Source organism: Rhizobium sp. AAP116 (genome assembly GCF_001295785.1).
Taxonomy (GTDB): Bacteria; Pseudomonadota; Alphaproteobacteria; order Rhizobiales; family Rhizobiaceae; genus Allorhizobium.
The window spans coordinates 162,259-180,679 of record NZ_LJIB01000043.1; the positions used below are offsets into that span (position 1 = coordinate 162,259).

The 18,421-nt window shown below is 61.8% G+C and carries 15 protein-coding genes; 2 read left to right on the forward strand and 13 right to left on the reverse strand.

The genetic code is table 11. The features are described from left to right. Positions 1-3: 3 nt before the first annotated feature. From IP85_RS20905 to IP85_RS20925, 5 genes are all read right to left on the reverse strand, one after another. Positions 4-1,455 carry an amidohydrolase family protein gene (locus IP85_RS20905; protein WP_054151590.1) on the reverse strand — a complete coding sequence of 484 codons (1,452 nt, stop codon included), beginning with the start codon at positions 1,453-1,455 and terminating at the stop codon, positions 4-6. Next, positions 1,452-3,020 (reverse strand): gamma-glutamyltransferase, encoded by a 1,569-nt coding sequence (locus IP85_RS20910; protein ID WP_054151591.1) that lies wholly within the window; start codon positions 3,018-3,020, stop codon positions 1,452-1,454. The genes IP85_RS20905 and IP85_RS20910 overlap by 4 nt, the downstream gene beginning before the upstream one ends. Before the next feature lie 96 nt (positions 3,021-3,116). After that, positions 3,117-4,139: an ABC transporter substrate-binding protein gene (locus IP85_RS20915; protein WP_054151592.1), complete on the reverse strand. Its 1,023-nt coding sequence runs from the start codon at positions 4,137-4,139 to the stop codon at positions 3,117-3,119. 24 nt (positions 4,140-4,163) lie between these two features. Beyond that, positions 4,164-4,940: an ABC transporter permease gene (locus IP85_RS20920; RefSeq protein WP_054151593.1), complete on the reverse strand. Its 777-nt coding sequence runs from the start codon at positions 4,938-4,940 to the stop codon at positions 4,164-4,166. Between the two features lies 1 nt (position 4,941). Then, entirely contained in the window at positions 4,942-5,778 is an 837-nt protein-coding gene (locus tag IP85_RS20925; protein WP_054151594.1) for an ABC transporter ATP-binding protein, read from the reverse strand. A 220-nt stretch (positions 5,779-5,998) separates the two neighbouring features. On the opposite strand from IP85_RS20925, the gene IP85_RS20930 reads away from it, so the two are divergent. After that, complete coding sequence (locus IP85_RS20930) at positions 5,999-6,703, forward strand: GntR family transcriptional regulator (RefSeq protein ID WP_054151595.1); 705 nt, start codon at positions 5,999-6,001, stop codon at positions 6,701-6,703. A gap of 19 nt (positions 6,704-6,722) precedes the next feature. On the opposite strand, the gene IP85_RS20935 is transcribed toward IP85_RS20930, so the two are convergent. Then, a complete protein-coding gene (locus tag IP85_RS20935; RefSeq protein ID WP_054151596.1) occupies positions 6,723-7,124 on the reverse strand; it encodes a hypothetical protein in 402 nt (133 codons plus the stop codon). A 73-nt stretch (positions 7,125-7,197) separates the two neighbouring features. Further along, positions 7,198-7,404, reverse strand: a complete 207-nt coding sequence (locus tag IP85_RS22590) for a hypothetical protein (RefSeq protein ID WP_245280927.1) — start codon at positions 7,402-7,404, stop codon at positions 7,198-7,200. Here IP85_RS22590 and IP85_RS20940 point away from each other — a divergent pair. Further along, positions 7,309-8,493, forward strand: coding sequence for an amidohydrolase family protein (locus IP85_RS20940; RefSeq protein ID WP_245280924.1), 1,185 nt, complete (start codon positions 7,309-7,311; stop codon positions 8,491-8,493). The genes IP85_RS22590 and IP85_RS20940 overlap by 96 nt on opposite strands. 182 nt (positions 8,494-8,675) lie before the next feature. Here IP85_RS20940 and IP85_RS20945 read toward each other — a convergent pair whose 3' ends face one another. The 6 genes from IP85_RS20945 to IP85_RS20970 are packed head-to-tail and all read right to left on the reverse strand — an operon-like array spanning position 8,676 to position 18,417. Beyond that, the gene (locus IP85_RS20945; protein ID WP_054151598.1) at positions 8,676-9,605 is read right to left on the reverse strand and encodes a phosphotransferase family protein; all 930 of its coding nucleotides are present in this window, start codon (positions 9,603-9,605) and stop codon (positions 8,676-8,678) included. Continuing rightward, complete coding sequence (locus tag IP85_RS20950; RefSeq protein ID WP_054151599.1) at positions 9,602-12,019, reverse strand: FAD-dependent oxidoreductase; 2,418 nt, start codon at positions 12,017-12,019, stop codon at positions 9,602-9,604. The genes IP85_RS20945 and IP85_RS20950 overlap by 4 nt, the downstream gene beginning before the upstream one ends. Before the next feature lie 9 nt (positions 12,020-12,028). Next, positions 12,029-14,470, reverse strand: coding sequence for an FAD-dependent oxidoreductase (locus IP85_RS20955; RefSeq protein ID WP_054151600.1), 2,442 nt, complete (start codon positions 14,468-14,470; stop codon positions 12,029-12,031). After that, the gene (locus tag IP85_RS20960) at positions 14,467-15,375 is read right to left on the reverse strand and encodes a phosphotransferase family protein (RefSeq protein WP_054151601.1); all 909 of its coding nucleotides are present in this window, start codon (positions 15,373-15,375) and stop codon (positions 14,467-14,469) included. Before IP85_RS20960 ends, IP85_RS20955 begins: the two co-directional genes overlap by 4 nt. Beyond that, the gene (locus IP85_RS20965) at positions 15,372-17,396 is read right to left on the reverse strand and encodes an ABC transporter permease subunit (protein ID WP_054151602.1); all 2,025 of its coding nucleotides are present in this window, start codon (positions 17,394-17,396) and stop codon (positions 15,372-15,374) included. Before IP85_RS20965 ends, IP85_RS20960 begins: the two co-directional genes overlap by 4 nt. Positions 17,397-17,400: 4 nt before the next feature. Beyond that, positions 17,401-18,417, reverse strand: coding sequence for a betaine/proline/choline family ABC transporter ATP-binding protein (locus IP85_RS20970; RefSeq protein WP_054151603.1), 1,017 nt, complete (start codon positions 18,415-18,417; stop codon positions 17,401-17,403). Between the last annotated feature and the right edge of the window lie 4 nt (positions 18,418-18,421).

Here is an 18,421-nt window from a genome sequence, read left to right on the forward strand (position 1 = left end):
TGGCTAGCAGCAGCCATTATAGGCTTGGTTCCACTCAGCGAGCGCCGTCTCGATGAGGGGCCAGTCCCGACGCAATGTCTCAAATCGTCGGACAGATTGTCGGTAGCTGCTGCGCAATTCGTTTTCCAGGGCATCGAGGTCTATGCCGGGTAAACGTCCTTGCGCGACGATGGTCTTTCCCGCCACGATCACCTGCAGCACATGTCGTGCATTTGCGCGTGCAAAGAACAGGTCGACAGGCTCAAGCTCCATGATCCTGTCCCGATCGAGGCGGTCATAGTCGAGCTCAAGAAAATCGGCCGGTTCTCCGACTGCAATCTTGCCGGTCCCGGACATGCCGATCGCTTGCCGTCCATGAGCAATGCTTTGCAACAGGAAGTCCTGCCGCGACCAGCTCTGCGTAAAGCCCATCCCGCCGTGCAGGGCATTTGCGAGACGGATCTCGCGGATCATGTCGTCGTCCTCGTCGAAGGCCTGACCATCCACACCGATCGCGACATGACAGCCTCGCTGCCAAGCGCTGGCGACGGGTCCGAGCCCTGAACGGAGATGCAGATTGGATCCGGAGTTCGTGACGATGCGGCAACCTGCCTCCGCAATCATGTCCAGTTCGTGCGGGCGGGCGTGGACGCAATGCACAAGGGTCAGTCGCGGCGAGAGCAAGCCGATTTCCTTCAGATAGGTGACGATCCCTTGCTGAAACGTGAGATCCGACCACCGCCTCTGATAGGGTGTCTCGAGGAGATGCATATGAACTCTGCGGCCGGTTTCGGCAGACCGTCGCGCGATCGCCTGGAGCAGTTCATCGCTACACCATTGCACGCCAGCCGGTCCAAACTGCACGTCGACCATCGGTCCCTGGATGGCTTCCGCGATCTGTTCCGTTGTCTCGATCAGGCGCTCGGGAGATTGGGGTGGCCGGCAAAAGGTCTCCCGCAGCAGAGCCGCGGTGCTGGCCGGAAGCTTGTCGAGCAGGGCCGTTTCGTCACCATAGACGAGCGGATTTTTGTCTCTCAGCGCCGGGGCAAAGGCAATCCTGACACCGACGTCCCGTGCGGCCCTTGCAACTTCGCAGGCTTCCTCGACTGGATCGAGTTTGCCGCTTGGCCGCGTATAGTGTACCATGACCGCGCCGCAGCCAGACAGTGCTGCGCGCGCGAGCGGTGCCACGGCGGCCTTGTAGGCATCCGACGGCGTGGCAAGGATCGTGCGCGGCAGCCACGCCTCCAGGGGCAGGAAGGCGGTTCCGAAGGATGACATTGGCAGTGGCCGCGCATGATCATGGGCATTGGCCAGTGCAGGGATTACCAGCGTGCGCTGGTTCCCCGCCGTTGCAGGGCTGGCGTCTTCCACAGCCGTAATGACCCCGTCTTTCCAGCGGATGCGACGATTCTGTTGCGGGCCCCGAGGCTCGCCGATCGTGTGGGTGGCGTAGAGCTCTCCTGAATGGGTCATCGGTTCTGATCCGGCGATAAGGCAACACTCGCCGCTGAGCCGTTGCCGCGTGGATCATGGGCACCTTCCACACTGCCATTTTCAGACAGCCGGATCACGCCTGCCTGTCCGAAAATCGGTGAAAGGGCAGGGAGCATCGCGACTTCATGGCCGAGGGCCGAAAGTGCTTCGGCCTCTTCAGGCCGAATCGATCCCTCGATCTTCAGGCTGTCACGGCTGTCGGAGAAGGTTCGTCCCAGGAGGAAACGTGGCTGGGCCAGCGCCAGCTCGGGTGTCATGGCGTCGTCGAGCAGGCTGGTCAGTAGCACAGACAGCGTCTGCGGCTGACCATCGGCGCCCTGCGTGCCGTAGAGCAGATAGGGTTCGCCGTCCCGGATCGCGATACCCGGGTTGAGGGTGTAGAAGGGCCGCTTGCCGGGCGCCAGGCAATTCGGGTGGCCGGGTTCAGTCGAAAAGGCTGCGCCGCGATTTTGCCAGAGGATGCCTGTCCCGGGAACGATGACGCCACTGCCCCAATCGAAATAGGTGCTCTGAAGCAGGCTGGCACAACGTCCCTGAGGGTCCGTGACGGCAAAGAAGACGGTATCTGCGCTGTTGACCGGATGAGGCCACGCCATGGCGGATGCGGGATCGATCCTGCCCGCTGCGGCGTCGAGCGTGCCTGTTTCGAGCATGGCTGCGGCCGGGTCATGCTTTCCAGTATCGAAATCCGGATCGGCGATCGATGAACGCTTCAGGAAAGCCTGCTTGGTCGCCTCGACAAGCAGATGGATCCGGGCGGCGGTTCCTGGGGTCGTCTCTACGAGATCAAACCGGGAGAGAATGCCCATGATGGCAAGCGTCGAGCAGCCCTGCGTTGGGGGCGGCGGCGCCAGCAGCAGCGTTCCGCGATAATCCAGCGCCAGCGGATCGACTTCACGCGTGCGGGTGGCTGCCAGATCCGCTTTGTTGAGCGGCGAGCCTACTTTCGCCAGGCCGTCGGCGATCGCTTCCGCCAGACAGCCATCATAGAAGCTCCGGTATCCTTCGTTCGCAAGGGACCGCAGGCTTGCAGCCAGCTGAGGCTGGCGCAACAGTCCCGCGTCGCTGCGATGGTCGAAGATTGCTGCAAATCCGGGCCATACGGGGTGCTCTTGCCCGCGAAAGTCGAGCCAAAAATCCTGGGAGGCGCTTGGTATATAGCCGCCATCGGCCAGTTCGATCGCGGGAGACATCAGATCCGCGAAGCTTTCCCGACCGGCCCAGTTCGCAGCGCTGAAGGCGAGGGCATGTCCCCAGCTGTCGACAGCGCAGGCGGAGGTCAGCATGGAGGATGGGCCGCGCGCTGGAATGGCGTCTTTCGGAACGGTGACCCCGGCAGCAGCCTGGCCTATTCCGAGGAAGCAGCGGCGGCGCCCCTCCCGGTCGCAGACCAACCAGACGGCATCGCCGCCCAGGCCGCAAAAATGGGGCATGACCACCGCGAGCACTGCGGCAACTGCGACTGCCGCTTCGATCGCGTTGCCTCCGCGTGCCAGCACGGCCCTGCCGGCTTCCGTTGCGAGCGGGTAAGGGCTCACAACCATCCCTGATTCCAATCGGTGGGCACGTGTTGGCTGCATGTATCTTGCTCGCGCGGGATTTGTGGCCGGCGGCAGGATGCCGCCGGCCGGGCCATTGGATCAGTTGATCGTGTAGGTGAGCTTGCGCTCTTCGAGCGGCGGCAGGAACTGGCGGTCAAAGACCTGCTCGGCCGTCGGCTTGGACGGCAGCTGATAGCCTTCGGCCACGATGTCGATGGAGCGAGAAAGGCGGCTGTCATCGAGATCGCCCAGTCCGAGCTTTTCGACTTCCGGGGAGACGATCAGGTTCTCGTAGGAGAATTTGAGGCGGTCGTGCTCCAGGTCACGCTTGACGAGGTTGTCGTAAGCGACGACGGAATCCATGCCCTTTTCGGTGTCGAGCCCGATTTCGATTGCAGCCTTGTTGACCGCGCGGACCAGACCGGCAACCGCCTGCGGGTTCTCGGCGATCAGCTTCTGCGACACCATGAGGCCGTTCGAGTAGAGGTCGAGACCGTGATCACCGAACAGCAGCCAGTTATAGTCCTTTGCCGGATCCTGGCGGTTGTTGATGAGGTTGAACCAGCTGGTGATGTTGAACACCAGTGCGCCGTCGATATCGCCCTTGATCAGCATGGGTTCCTGCAGGTTCGGACCCATGTTGTCGATCTTGACCTGAGCCAGGTCGACTTTGTTGAGCGTGGCGAGGACCGTCACCAGGCGCGTGGTCGGTGTTCCCTGTGCGCCGCCGAGCGTCTTGCCGACGAGGTCTGCCGGCGTAGTGATATTGGTCTCCTTCTTGCTGACGATCGCGAAGGGCGGCTTGTTCCAGAGCTGGTAGACCATGACCGGGGCTTCATCGGGGCGGGTCGCGGCATTCTGGATGATGGCGTTGATGTCGCCGAAGCCGGCATCATAGGTACCCGACATGATGCGCGTGACGGTGGCCGCCGAGCCCTCGCCTTGGTCAATGGTCACGTCGAGACCTTCCGCTTCAAAGTAGCCTGCTTCCTTGGCGAGCAGAAAGGCAGCGTCCGATCCTTGCGTCTTCCAACCCAGCGTAAACTTGATGGCGGTGTCGGCAAGCGCCGCGCTGTTGAGGCAAAGGCCAAGAGCGACGGTGGAGAGAAATGTCTTCAGCATGTTGAGCTCCGATTGTTCGAGGGGTCAGGCGGTGGTGGTGAGATCGTTGCGGCGGTTCGCCCAGCCGGCGACACGCATTTCGACGAGAGAGAAGGCGGCGTAGAGAAGCACGCCGAGCACTGCGAGAATGAACAGTCCCGCAAATACCAGCGGCACGTCGAAATTCGAGGATGCCGTCATCATGACGTTGCCGATGCCGCGATTGGAGGCGACTGTCTCCGACAGAACGGAGCCGACGAAGGCAAAGGTCGCGGCGATTTTCAGAGAGGCAAAGAAGAAGGGCATGGTGCGCGGCAGGCCGACGTTCCACAGGATGTCCAGCTTGCTGGCGCCCATCGATTTCAGTACGTCCTCAAGTTCAGGCTCGGTCGTGGCCAGTCCCGTCGCGATGTTGACGACGATCGGGAAGAAGCACATGGCCAGCGCCGTCAGGATCGCCGGCACGGAACCGGATCCGAACCAGAGAACGAAGATCGGAACAACGGCCACCTTGGGGATCGAGGAAAAGCCGATCAGCAGGGGATAGGCCGTATCATAGGCAATCCTGGAGGTGCCGATACAAGCCCCGATCAGCAGGCCGACCGTGACGCCGAGGAGGAAGCCCACCATCGTCGTCCACAGTGTCTGCAGGATATGCGGCCAGAGGACATCGAAACGGTCCACCAGCGTCGTCATGACCTGCGAGGGGCGTGGCAGGACGAGGTCGGAAACCTGCAGCGCGATGCAGAGGATTTCCCAGAGGCCGAAGAAGGCGAAGATTAGGAATGCTGCCCAGAAGCGGCGGCGAATGGTGTAGGACATCTCAGGCCTCCTCAGCGACGTCGGTGCGGGCATCGATGATCAGCTCGCGCAGGCGCTGGTTAAGCGCCGTGAATTCCGGCTCGAAGGTCATCGGGACCGTTCGGGGGCGGGCGAAGTCGACGGTGCTGTCGTCGATGACCCTGCCGGGACGGGCGCTCATCACGCAGATGCGCGATGCCAGAAAGCCGGCTTCCTTGAGGTCATGCGTCACCAGCAGAACCGTCGGTTTGCGCTTCATCCAGAGCGACTGCATCGTCGCCCAGAGCTCCTCGCGGGTGAACTGGTCGAGCGCTCCGAAGGGTTCGTCGAGCAGGAGAAGGCTCGGTTCATGGACCAGGGCACGACAAAGATTGGCGCGCTGCAACATGCCCCCGGACAGCTGCCAGGGGTAGTGGTTTGCGAAGCGCTGTAGCCCGACGTCTGCCAGAAGGGTGTGGACGCGATCGCGGTACTCCGTATTCTTCTTGGAACGGTACTGCGAGCGGAACGGGCGCACGATCTTCAAAGGCAGCATGACGTTGCGTTCGATGGTCAGCCAGGGAAGGAGCGTTGGGTTCTGGAAGGCCATGCCGATGCGCAGAGCCTTGGCGCTGACTTCCTTGCCGCCGACGATCACCGCACCGCTGCTCGGCTGCAAAAGGCCGGAGGCCAGTTTCAGGATTGTAGACTTGCCGCAGCCGGACGGGCCGACGAGTGCGAGAAACTCGCCCTCGGCAATCTTGAGGCTCGTTTCCTGCAGGGCCGCGACGGCTCTTTCTCCGCGGCCAAAGGATACGGCCGCCTGCGACAGCTCCACCGCCACGGGATGCCTGTCTCTCGCGTCTGAAAAATCGATCATGCACCTCACCTTCAGTTGTTGCGAAACTGTATGCAACAGGCGTGCCAAATCGGCTCACTGAAGGCGAAGTCCGGAAATCATAGCAGTTTCATTTTCGTAAAATGTCCATGCGAAAAGTGCATGCAATTAAATTGTGCAATTTGCTTGCTATGGCAGCATCAGGGCGAGTTGAAAAAGCGGTTTGGGTGGATTATCCAGAGCAGCATGAAGGGAGCCCGTCATGGCATCTGAAAAGCGTCAGCCGCGGAGCGAAATCGATCGCGTGCAGGGCATTTGTCATGCTCTGCGCACGGCGATTATCGAGCGCGCGCTCTTGCCGGGCGACCGGCTGCCCGAAGATGCACTTGGTGAACGTTTTGGCGTCAGCCGCACGATCGCCAGGCACGCGCTTGGTCAGCTGGCAGCCGAAGGTCTGGTGGATTTGAGGCGTAATCGGATCGCCGTCGTGGCGACGCCTTCCTTCGAGGATGCCAGAGATATTTTCGACATCCGGGTCGACCTTGAGCGTCAGGTGGTGCGTCATCTCGCGGGTAAGCTGACGGACACCCAAGTCAAGCAGTTGAAGGCGATTGTCGAGGCAGAGCACGAAGCGCGCCATGGCGCAGAAGGCACGTCAATTCGGCTGGCGACGGAATTCCATGTCCGGCTTGCGGAGATGACTGGCAAGCCCATACTCATTCGCTACGTGACAGAGATCTGCTACCGCGCCGGCCTGTCCCTGTCCGCCTTTGCGCGTCCTCATTCCTCCGACTGCGCCGTCAGCGAGCATTTGGAGTTGATCGACGCCATCCAGCAGGGACCCGCCGAGCGGGCCTGCATGTTGATGGATGAGCATCTGGAGGCTGTCGCATCTCGGGCGCTGTTGCAAAGCTCAGGCGCCAGAAGCAGGGATCTGATGAATATCCTTGCTCCCTACGCCGATTGAAACTGTCCACACCTGCATCTCATTGCCGTGCACAGGAGGGGTCGAGGATCCATTCGGCACTGTCGTTCCATACGTCGGTCTCGACGATGAGCCCGTTGCGCACGACGAAGCGGTCGACATAGCGATTGTTGTCGAAGCGTTGCCCATCCGGCCATTCGCCGTATAGGTAGCCGAGGCTGTAGACGATCGTCTCGCCGTCGCCTGGCACGACGTCATAGCGCTCGATGCGCTTCTTCACCCATTTGTAGCGAGTGGCGTTGAAGCCCGTGGGACCGCTTGGGCTATCGAACACCCGGTTGCCTGTGAACCTGCAGACGAAGCTTGCATCCACATATCGGGCTGCCCGTACGGGGTCCGGCGCCATGGAGGCCTCCAGGTAATCTTTGACTGCCTGAAGGTCGCGCTGCGCAAGGTCGTTCATTTTTTATCCCCGTCTGTTGCCATGATCGACATTAAACTGCATACAGTTTCTCTATTCAATTCCTATTTTGGCTTCAAGCATGAGTTCCATTCCCGCCTTCGATACCCTTATCCGGAACGCCGCCCTGCAGGGGAGCGTGGCCCTGACGGACATCGGCATCCGTGATGGGCGCATTGCCGCGATCATTCCTGTTGCGCAGCGCGGGGAAGATAAAGCTCATGTCGTAGAGGATGTCGGTGGCCGTCTCGTTTTGCCGGGCTTCGTCGACACCCATGTGCATCTGGACAAATCCTGTCTTCTTGCATGCTGCAGGGGTGTTGGGGGAGGGTTGAAAGGCGCAGTTGCTGCAGTGTCGCGGCGGAAGCAGGAATTCACGGAAGAAGATGTCTATCGCCGTGGTGCCCGAACCATCGAAATGGCTATCCTGCAAGGCACCATGCACATGCGCACGCATGTGGAGGTCGATCCGCGTGTCGGTCTGCGAAGCCTTGCTGCTATCCAGCGGCTGAAGCGCGACTATGCCTTTGCCATCGACCTCTCTGTCTGCGTCTTTCCGCAGGAGGGCCTGTTTAACGATCCCGGCACCGAGGCATTGCTGGAGCAGGCGCTAGACAGTGGCGCGGATCTGCTCGGCGGCTGCCCCTATACGGACAGCGATCCTAGAGCGCATATGGAGCGTCTGTTTGACATGGCAGAGAGCCATGACGTCGATCTCGACTTCCACCTCGATTTCGATCTTGATCCAAGCTGGACCCATATGGATGACATCTGTCGCTTGACGGAAGCCAAGGGCTGGCAGGGGCGGGTGGCGATCGGACACGTCACCAAGCTGGCTGCAATGGAGGAGGCGCTCTTCGAGCGGCATGTCACCCAGCTATTGGCCGCCGGCGTTGCGGTGACCGCCCTGCCTTCGACAGATCTCTATCTGAACGGGCGCGACAAGGGGTTTCGTGCCGTACGCGGCGTTGCACCTGTGCACCTGTTGGCGGACCGAGGTCTTACGACGTCGATTGCGACGAACAACGTGATGAACCCGTTCACGCCTTACGGGGATTGTTCTTTGCTTCGCATGGCCAATCTCTACGCAAACCTCATGCACATAGGACCCGAAGGTTTCTCCCAATGCCTCGATATGATCACGGGCGATGCCGCGCGCCTGATGCGTATCGACGCCTACGGCATCGCGCCGGGCCATTTCGCAGATCTGATCGTTCTTGATGCCACTTTGGAAGATGAGGCTTTCGGCAGCATCGCGCCCGCCTTGATGGGTCTAAAGAAAGGCAGGAAAACATTCGAGCGACGGGCCGAAATTTTTCATAGTCGACGAACGCCGATCGCACAGGCTGAGATGATTGCCGAGGGGCCGTAAGCCTTGCTTTAAACAAGACTGCAGACAGATCTATCGCGCTACCAGTGCAAGGGCTGGAGCCTTCTCCACATCAGGACGCGCTGATCCAGTTGCCGTCGGATGCCCGCGTCTCCCGCGTTTTGTGATGGTTCAGTATCGGAGAGTCTGTCGATAACCGTTGGGCAAAAGACCCTTTTGGGCTGTCATGTGTCGGCCGACTTGGACGTCGCAACCGCCTCTAATGCCTCGGCGAAGAGGCTTGTACCCATCAGAGCTCTGCAACGGGCGAAGCGCCTATCGGCATAACTGCGGAAGTCGTCTGCAGGATTGTCGTTTGCGAGCTGTATTAAGCCCCAGAGTGTCCATAGAAGGTCGCACATTGCCTTATATATGATGATGCGCCCACGCTCGGCGGCAGTGGGCTCACCGCCGAAATAAGCAAGGATCATTTCTTCCTCCTGCTCCGGCCCGAAACCGCCTTCGACGCAGAGATCGCCGAGATCCCACATGGGGTCGTTCATGCCGGAATATTCCCAGTCGACGATCCACATGCGCTCACCACTGTCGAGGAAGTTTTCGCAAAGCGGATCGCAGTGGCAGGCGACATTCGGCAGCGGATGGGCCGATAGCGCTGCCCGCACCGCCTCCGCCTCGCTTAGGACGTCATGATATCCTTCCGGCAGGTCGACATCCTTCGTGGCGAGGATGCCGAGGTAGCTGTCGATCATCGCGAAGAGTTCGAAGCGTGCAGGGAAGATGGCGCCACTGTCATGCAGTTTGCGAAAGGCCTTGCCTGCCCTGGCAGGGGCGCCGGCTCGCGACCGAAACCGCTCCGGTGTCATGGTCGCGGCCCCATCCAGGAAACGGGAGACGAAGATGCCGCTTGTCGCGTCCGCAAAGAGAATGTCCGGGCCGACACCGGCAAAGGCGACTGCCTCTGTCGCCATCATCTCGTTGGCGCGATCAATGTATTCCTCTGTGCCCTTGCCAGGGATGCGCAGGCAGTGGTCCCCAACGCGGAATACCAGATTGGTGAGGCCGCCCAGGCGTTCGATCGGGCCGTCATGACCGGCCAGCAGGGGGATCGTCTTCACTGTTTCCCGGGCGAGCGCGATCTCGGTCTCTTCGTTCATGCCTTCAGCCTCTCCATCTTCGCATCATAGAGGGTGCGGGCGCCCCGGCGGGCTTCATAGGTCCTGCCGAAGGCCTCGATCTGGAAGTGCTCGCCTGTGGCAATCTCAGTTGGCAGGTAACCGAAGGCAATGGTCTTGCCGAGCGTATATCCGTAACCGGTGCTGGCCGTGGAGCCCACGACCTTGCCGTCGAGTAGAACCGCCTCGCCGCCGTGGAAGGGGGCGAAGCCGTCGACGGTGTAGGAAACGAGCCTGCGCTTCACGCCGTCCGCCTTGATCGTCGCCAGGGCCTCCCGGCCGATGAAGTCGCCTTTGTTGAGCGCGACGCAGAAGCCGAGACCAGCCTCATACGGATTGTAGTCGGGCGTGATGTCGCCGGACCAGTAGAGATAGCCCTTTTCCATGCGGGCCGCATCGATGGCCCGGTATCCGGCATCGGCGATGCCTGAGGCTTGTCCGGCCGTTTTCAGTGTATCGTAGACATGGGAGGCGTATTCCTGGTCGATATAGAGTTCATAGCCGAGTTCGCCGACATAACCGATGCGGACCGCAAGCGCGGTGGCTGAGCCGATGTCGATGCGTCTTGCGGTCAGAAAGGGCAGCGCGTCATTGCAGAGGTCGTCGTCGGAGATGCTTTGCAGGACGTCACGCGCCCGCGGTCCGCAGATGTTGAGGGTGGCGAAGCGATTTGTGACGTCGCGCAGGCAGACGCCTGCCGGCAGGTGGCGGGAAACCCAGTTACCGTCTCGGACGCCGAAGCCGGATCCGGTGATCAGGTAGAGGAGGTCGTCGGCGAGATGGACGATCGTCACATCAGCCTCGATGCCGCCGCGCTCGTTGCAGAGCTGGGTGTACACGGCCTTGCCCGGCGGGCCGGACAGATCATTGGCCGCGATCCGCTGCATGGCAGCCCAAGCGCCGGGACCGCTGATTTCGAACTTGGAGAAGGACGATTGATCGATGAGCGCCACCCGCTCGCGGATCGCCTTGACCTCGTCTCCGACCGCGTCGAACCAGTTCGGCTTGCCCTCGAATGAGGGGATGTCCCTGGCTTCCGGCCCCGCTTGCGAAAACCAGTTGGGCCGTTCCCAACCAAATTTCGAGCCGAAGACGGCGCCATTTCTCGCCAGGACATCGTGCAGCGGCGGTCGGCGCAGACCTCGGACGGCCTGCGCTTCCTCGCCTGGCCAATGGACCTTGTAGTAGGCGCCGTAAGCCTCGATGGCGCGTTCTTCCAGATAACGTCCCTGGGCATGGACAGCGCCGAAGCGACGGACGTCGAAAGGCCAGAGATCCATGCCGGCATCGCCGTGCAGGATGAGATTGGAAAGCGCAAGGCCGGCTCCGCCAGAGGCCGCGATGCCCGCGGTGAAGCCGCAGGCGACGTAGAAATTGTCGAGGCCCGGGGCAAGCCCCATGATCGGCTCGCCGTCGAAGGAGACGGGGATCGGGCCGTTGATCACCGTCTGGATGCCGATCTCGTTGAGGGCGGGAATGCGGGTCGCGGCCGGCAGGGCAAAGAGCTCCAACCGGTCCCAGTTCGGCTCGAACAGTTCGCGACCGAAATCGAGCGGCGGCTTGCCACGCCAGCAACCCTTGGTGCCATCCTCCCAGCCGCCGATGGCGAAGGAGCCGGTGTCCGGCTTCAGATAGAAATTGTTGTCGGGATCGCGCAGGGTGGTGAGATCCGGGGGTAGAGTGAGCTTTTTTTCGGTGAGGAAATACTGGTGCTCCACGACGCCTGCCGCGAGCGGGACGCCGGCCATCTCACCGACGCGTTTCGCCCAGAGGCCGGCACAATTGACGAGAATATCGCAGGAGATCGTCCCGCCATTCGTCACCACGCCGACGGCCCGGCGGTTCTCGATGACAATCTCCTCGACCGTCACCCCTTCCTCGATCTTCACGCCGTTCATCCGCGCGCCCTTGGCATAGGCCATGGTCAGGGAATAGGGATCGATATAGCCGTCGCCGGGTATGAAGGCGGCACCCTCGATGCCCTCCTTGACGATGTAAGGGAAACGGTTCGCTGCCTCTTCAGCGGAGAGGGAGTAGCATTCGACGCCGAAGCTTTTTGCCTGGGTCATCGAACGGCGAATTTCGCTCCAGCGCTCAGGACTTCCGGCAAGCCTGAGCGAGCCCACCTTCTTCCAGGCAATGTGCTGGCCCGTTTCCTGTTCCAGGCGATCGAAGACCGCGACGGAATTTTGCATCAGCCGGGTCAGATTGCGCTTGCCGCGAAGCTGGCCGACGAGGCCTGCCGCATGCCAGGTGCAGCCATGGGTGAGCATGGCCTTTTCGACCAGCAGGACATCCCTCGCGCCGTCGCGGGCGAGGTGGTAGGCGACGGACGTGCCGATGGCCCCACCGCCGATGATGAGGATGTGGACGTGACGATCCGCGCGAAATGACATATCGAAACCTCAGGCTTTGATCTTGTCCATGGCCGGGTCGAGGATCGGCCCGAAGTGAAGGGTGGCCGGCGTCTTTTCCGCCGCAACCACGAGCTCGTAAGTTCCGCTCTTCAGATAGTCGTCGCTAACGCCCTCAGTGTTGCGAACATAGCCGTAGCCAATGTTTCGGCCGAGCGTGTAGCCATAGCCGCCGCTGGTCAGGTAGCCGACGGCCTCGCCGTTCCTGAGGATCGTCTCGCGTCCCGCGATCACGATCGATGGGTCGTCGACGGTGAAGCCCATGAACCGTTTCTTGAGCGGCTGACCGGCAAGGCCTTCCAGCGCTCGGCGACCAAGGAAATCGGTGTTCTTGCGGAGTTTCACCGCCCAGCCGAGTCCAGCCTCGAAGGGCGTGTCGTTCGGCGTGATGTCGGAGCTCCAGGCACGGTAAGCTTTTTCGAGGCGCAGGGATTCCAGTGCGCGATAACCGATGGGGCGGATGTCATGGGTTTTGCCCGCTGCCATCAGGACATCATAAACTTCTCCGAGTGCGGCGATCGGTATGTGCAGTTCCCAGCCGAGTTCGCCGACATAGGTGACCCGGAGCGCCCGAACGGTGGCGCCGGCAATCCCGATTTCTCGCACATGGCCGAAGGGGAATGCCGCATTCGACACATCTGCGGCGGTGACGCCGGCGAGTACTTCGCGGGCCCTTGGTCCCATCAGCGACAGCGTGCCCCAGTCTTCGGTAATGTCGGAGAGCGTGCAGTCCAGACCGGCCGGAATATGATCTGATATCCAACCGAAGTCATGGGTGCGGAAGCCGGTGCCGGTGACGATGTAGAATCTGTCTTCGGCGAAGCGCGCGACGGTCAAGTCCGCCTCGATGCCCCCCCGCGTGTTCAGAAGCTGTGTGTAGGTCAGGCGACCGACGGGCTTGTTCACGTCGTTGGCGCATATCCAGTCGAGTGCCTTGAGGGCATCGGGACCTGAAAGCTCGTATTTCGCAAAGGACGACTGGTCAAACAGCCCGACCGCCTCGCGCACGTGGCGATGCTCGTCGCCAACGGGCCCGAACCAGTTCTGCCGGCCCATGGAGTAAACGTCCTTCGGTGCCATGCCTGATGGTGCGAACCAGTTGGGGCGCTCCCAGCCGAGCTTTGAGCCGAAGACGGCGCCTGATGCCTTCAAGCGGTCGTAGAGCGGAGAGACAAGACGCGGGCGGCCGCTTTCATATTCCTCGTGCGGGAAGGCAATTGTGTAGTGTTTGCCATAGGCCTCCAGCGTGCGGTCGCAGACCCATTGGCGGTCGCGATGCATGCCGGCGAAACGCCTGATGTCGACGACCCAGAGATCGAGCGGCGCTTCGCCGTCGACCACCCATTGCGCCAGCACCCAGCCGGCGCCTCCGCCGGACGCGATGCCGAAGGCGTTGAACCCGGCGCCGACGAACATGTTCTTGCATTCGGGGGCTGCGCCGAGAATGAAGTTGCCGTCGGGCGTGAAGCTCTCCGGACCATTGATCATCTGCTTGACGCCGACCGTCTCCAGAGCTGGTACGCGTTCGACGGCCTGGATCATGTGCTGTTCGAAATGGTCGTAATCGTCATCGAACAGGCGGAAGGCCCAGTCATTCGGCAGGTCGCCAGTAAGCCAGGGTTGCGGATTGGGCTCATATCCGCCCATGACAAGGCCGCCAACCTCTTCCTTGTAGTAGGTCCGCCTGTCAGGGTCGCGGATGGTCGGTGCGTCGGTCGAAAGGCCGTCGATCTTCTCGGTGATGATATACTGGTGCTTGACCGCCTGTAGAGGCACGTTGATGCCCGCCATTTCGCCGACCTGGCGCGCCCATTGGCCGGCACAGTTGACGACCTTTTCGCAGGCGACGTCGCCCAGCGTGGTTTTCACAGCTGTGATCCGGCCGTCCTTCATCTCGAAGCCGATGACCCGAACGTTTTCGACGATCTTCGCGCCATGCATGCGGGCGCCCTTGGCCAGCGACTGGGTGATGTCAGAGGGGCTCGCCTGACCGTCCGTCGGCAGCCAGCTCGCACCGACGAGATCATCGACATTCATCAGCGGCCACATCCGCTTCACCTCTTCGGGGGAAACGAGATGCATCTCCATACCGAAGCTCCCGGCCGTCGTGGCGAGGCGCTTGAATTCGGTCCAGCGATCCTGATTGGTGGCAAGCCGCAGGCAGCCCGTCATCTTCCAGCCCGTTGCGAGCCCGGTTTCGGCTTCCAGCCCTTTGTAGAGCTCGACCGAATATTTCAGCACGCGGGTGATCGAGGCGGACGAACGCAGCTGGCCGACGAGACCCGCCGCATGCCAGGTCGAACCCGATGTGAGGGCGCCCTGTTCGAGGAGCAGAACGTCTGCCTTGTGATCCTTGGCGAGATGATAGGCGGTGGAGCAGCCGATGATGCCACCGCCGATGACGACGATCTGGGCGTGGGAGGGCAGGGTCATGACGCATGTTTCCCGTAGACTGAGTTGTAGTGGTCCAGCGCTTCTTGGAGGCGCGTGAGGTTTTCGGCCGTGTAGCCGACATAGTCGGCCCCTGGCGCATCGAGGTAGAGTTCGGAGGTCATGCTCCACATCGCTTCGCGCAACAGAGAGGCGCATTGCATGGCGGCGAGCGAGCGGCGGATCTCGGGCGAGGGCACACCACCGAAATAGGCGGTGAGGAACTCTTCCGACTGGTCGGGTGTCAGGCCGGCATTGGAGGTCGCACCGGCGAGATCGAACATGGGCGTCGAGAAACCGGCATATTCGAAATCGATCAGCCAGAGCCTTTCGCCGTCGTCGAGGATGTTGGAGGGCAGGAGATCGTTATGGGCGAAGACGATCGGCAAGGGCGTCTGCGCGGCTTCGAGCTCCTCGGCCAGCACCAGGTAACGGGCCAGCTCCGGGATCATCCGGCTGTTGCCTGCCTCGAGCGTGCGGGCATAGTCGCGCACCACGTGGAAGGGCCAGAACATGAAGCCCGCACCGGTTACGTGGCGTGGCATTTCCTTGTGAAACCGGTGGAGAAGGAGCGCCACGCGCTGGCGTTCGGCTGCGACGTCGTTTGCCGAAAACGTCTTCGCGTCGAGGAAGGCAGACACCATAACGCCCGATTCTGCATACTCCACCTTCGGAGCGAAGCCGGCCGCGTGGGCAGCGCGGGCCGTCATGAGTTCGCGGGTCCTGGAAACGTGATGGAAGGGATAATCTGTCCCGAAGCGCACGACGTGGCGGCCAGAGGCATCGGCCACCAGGAAGCTCTCATTGCTGAGGCCGCCCTTGAGCACGGAGATCTCCAGCGCTCCAGTCCAGCAGGGCAGGGACGCGATGCGATCTTCGAGTACTGGGTTCGGGGCGATGTCGGTCATGCCATCCGCTCCCTCAGACGAGCAGCGCCGGCAGAGATCAACCGGTCGGCGATGATGGCGATGAAGGCAACGGCGAGGCCTGCGACAATGCCGCGGCCGGTATCGGCCTTGGTCAAAGCGATATAGACCTCCTGGCCGAGGTCGCGGGTGCCGACCAGGGCCGTAATCACGAGCATTGAGAGGGCGAACATGATCGTCTGGTTCAGGCCGAGCATGAGTTCGGGAAGTGCGAGCTTCAACTTGATCTTGGTGAGGATCTGAAAGGGCGTGCACCCCATGGCGCGTCCGGCCTCGACGACCTTCGGGTCGACGCGCTGTATCCCGAGTGCCGTGTAGCGGATCGCTGGTGCCACGGCATAGGCAACGATGGCGATCAGAGCTGTGAAGTCGCCGACACGGAAGAGCATTACGGCCGGCATCAGATAAACGAAGGAAGGTAGCGTCTGCAACGTGTCGATCACCACCTGCAGCCAGCGCCAGAGCCGCTCACGCTCTGCGGCGAGAATGCCGATTGGAATACCGATCAGGCAGGCGATGATCACCGCGATGCCACAGAGATAGACCGTCACCATCGCCTTTTCCCATTGGCCAGTCGCGGCGATCAGGAAGGAGAGCGTGGCGGCCAGGACAGCGAGCCGCAGCCCGCCGAGGCGGTAGCCGGCGATGGCCAACACGGCGACGACACCCAGCCAAGGCAACTCGGCCAGGAAGCGCTTGATCGGTACCAGAAGGTGGATGAGGAGGGTGGTGCGGATCGCCTCGAGCGCGTCGAAGAAGTTGATGTTGATCCATTTCACCACCTCGTTCCAGAAGGTGCCGGTCGATAGGGTGAGGCTGTCGGGCAGGGTGGCGACAGCAGGCGAAATCAGGCTTGCGACGAGGCTGAAGACGAGCACGGCAAGGCCTGCAGTCAGATACGGGTGGCGCTGCATCAGGTTGTGGTCGCTGGTCGTTATGACGGACGGGACGCCGGCCTTTCGCGCAAAGGCCTGGCTCAAGCGGTCGAGGGCGACGGCGAGTGCGACGATTGCGAAACCCGCCTCGAAGCCGGCGCCGATGTCGAGACGGCGGAGGGCTGCCAGCACGTCGAAACCGAGACCGCCGGCGCCGATCATCGATGCGATGATCACCATGTTGAGAGAGAGCATGATGACTTGGTTGACGCCGACCATCAGCGCGTCGGCGGCCGAGGGCACCATGACCTTCCAGGTCATCTGGCGGCGCGAGCAGCCAACCATTTGGCCAAGATCGCGGATTTCCGACGGAACGGCTCTCAGGCCCAGTAAGGTGATGCGCACCATGGGCGGCATGGCGTAGACAATGGTCCCGACGATGGCTGCCGTCGGCCCGAAACCGAAGAGGAAAAGGATCGGCACGAGATAGGCGAAGATCGGGATGGTCTGCATCAGGTCGAGAAGTGGCGAGATCGCCCGTTCTATCCACGGAAAGCGGTAGCCGGCGAGCCCGAGTAAAAGGCCGAGAATGACACCGATCGGAACAGCGACCAGGATGGAGGAGAGCGTCACCATGGCGCTCGACCACTGGCCGAATGCGGCGAGGAATCCGAAGCAGGTGACGACCAGTGCCGCCAACTTGGCGCCACCAGCATAAAATCCCATCAGACCGACGAGCACGATGACACCCAGGTAGGATATCGGCGGCACGATCTGGACTGCGGCGGATCCCTGGCCCGCGAGGAAGCCGGTGGAGAGCAGGCTGAGCGCAAACGTGTAGGGAATGTCGATGAGGTCTGCGATGAAGCGCGTGAGATCAGTGAAGGAGAAGAGGCCGAAGCTCGCTTCGTTGACCAGCCATTTCATCCAGACGCTGATGTGTCGAGCCGCGGGGATTTGCCAGGCGCGTGGATAGTCGAAGGCCCATTTTCCGATCGACGGGCCGAGCCACCAGGCCATGAGCATGGCAAAGGCGGCAAGCGCCAGGGCGATATCCACGAAGCGTTTGCCAGACGGCGCGCTTCCGGTCTCGTCGGCGTGGAATGGCGGGGCGGATAGCGCGCTCATCGGCTCAGCCCTGCATCATGACGTCAACGACATCGCTGCGTCGCAGGAGACCAACCGTCCGGCCATCTGCATCGACGACGCCGAGTGTGTCCCCGGCTGAGGCGAACAGGGGTGCGGCTTCCGAGATGGAAGCCGATGGCGATGTGGTGGCAGCGGGCAGGGGCCCGGTTGCGGCCGTCATCAGCGAGGCGACCTTAACGACCTTGGAACGGGCGACGTTGCGGGTGAATTCGGCGACGTAATCGGTGGCGGGCGCCAGAACGAGTTCTTCGGGGGTGCCGGCCTGTACGATCTCGCCATCCTTCATGATCGCGATGCGGTCGGCGAGCCGGATCGCTTCGTCGAAGTCGTGGGTGATGAAGACAATGGTCTTCTTCAGCACCGATTGCAGGCGCAGGAATTCGTCCTGCATTTCGCGTCGGATCAGCGGATCGAGCGCCGAGAAAGGTTCGTCCAGGAACCAGAGTTCGGGTTCGACCGCGAGCGAGCGGGCAATGCCGACGCGTTGCTGCTGGCCACCGGAGAGTTGGCGCGGGAAGGCGGTCTCCTTGCCGGCGAGACCGACCAGTTCGACCATGCGTCTGGCGCGACCCTCCCGCGTCGGCCGGTCTATGCCCTGGACTTCCAGGGGGAAGGCGACATTGTCGAGCACCGTCAGATGCGGCAGTAGCGCAAAATGCTGGAAGACCATGCCCATCTGATGGCGCCTGATCTCGATCATCCGCGCTTCGCTGGCTGAGAGCAGGTTTTCCCCGTTGAAGAGTATTTCGCCAGATGTCGGCTCGATCAGTCGTGACAGGCAGCGCACCAGTGTTGATTTGCCAGAGCCTGAGAGCCCCATGATCACGAAGATTTCGCCGGCTCTCACCGCAAGATTGACGTCCCTGACGGCGCCGACCAGGCCGGAATCTAACAGCGTCTCGGCGTCAGGCTTGCCATCGTTGAAGGACATGGCATCGCGGGCGCCCGCACCGAATATCTTCCAGACATTGCGGCAGACGAGTTTGGCTTCAGTCGACATGGCA

Bases quoted from the DNA above. Each gene is read 5' to 3' on its own strand.
- IP85_RS20905 (WP_054151590.1), bottom strand. From the start codon at position 1,455: ATGACCCATTCAGGAGAGCTCTACGCCACCCACACGATCGGCGAGCCT.
- IP85_RS20910 (WP_054151591.1), bottom strand. From the start codon at position 3,020: ATGGTTGTGAGCCCTTACCCGCTCGCAACGGAAGCCGGCAGGGCCGTG.
- IP85_RS20915 (WP_054151592.1), bottom strand. From the start codon at position 4,139: ATGCTGAAGACATTTCTCTCCACCGTCGCTCTTGGCCTTTGCCTCAAC.
- IP85_RS20920 (WP_054151593.1), bottom strand. From the start codon at position 4,940: ATGTCCTACACCATTCGCCGCCGCTTCTGGGCAGCATTCCTAATCTTC.
- IP85_RS20925 (WP_054151594.1), bottom strand. From the start codon at position 5,778: ATGATCGATTTTTCAGACGCGAGAGACAGGCATCCCGTGGCGGTGGAG.
- IP85_RS20930 (WP_054151595.1), top strand. From the start codon at position 5,999: ATGGCATCTGAAAAGCGTCAGCCGCGGAGCGAAATCGATCGCGTGCAG.
- IP85_RS20935 (WP_054151596.1), bottom strand. From the start codon at position 7,124: ATGAACGACCTTGCGCAGCGCGACCTTCAGGCAGTCAAAGATTACCTG.
- IP85_RS22590 (WP_245280927.1), bottom strand. From the start codon at position 7,404: ATGCACATGGGTGTCGACGAAGCCCGGCAAAACGAGACGGCCACCGAC.
- IP85_RS20945 (WP_054151598.1), bottom strand. From the start codon at position 9,605: ATGAACGAAGAGACCGAGATCGCGCTCGCCCGGGAAACAGTGAAGACG.
- IP85_RS20950 (WP_054151599.1), bottom strand. From the start codon at position 12,019: ATGTCATTTCGCGCGGATCGTCACGTCCACATCCTCATCATCGGCGGT.
- IP85_RS20955 (WP_054151600.1), bottom strand. From the start codon at position 14,470: ATGACCCTGCCCTCCCACGCCCAGATCGTCGTCATCGGCGGTGGCATC.
- IP85_RS20960 (WP_054151601.1), bottom strand. From the start codon at position 15,375: ATGACCGACATCGCCCCGAACCCAGTACTCGAAGATCGCATCGCGTCC.
- IP85_RS20965 (WP_054151602.1), bottom strand. From the start codon at position 17,396: ATGAGCGCGCTATCCGCCCCGCCATTCCACGCCGACGAGACCGGAAGC.
- IP85_RS20970 (WP_054151603.1), bottom strand. From the start codon at position 18,417: ATGTCGACTGAAGCCAAACTCGTCTGCCGCAATGTCTGGAAGATATTC.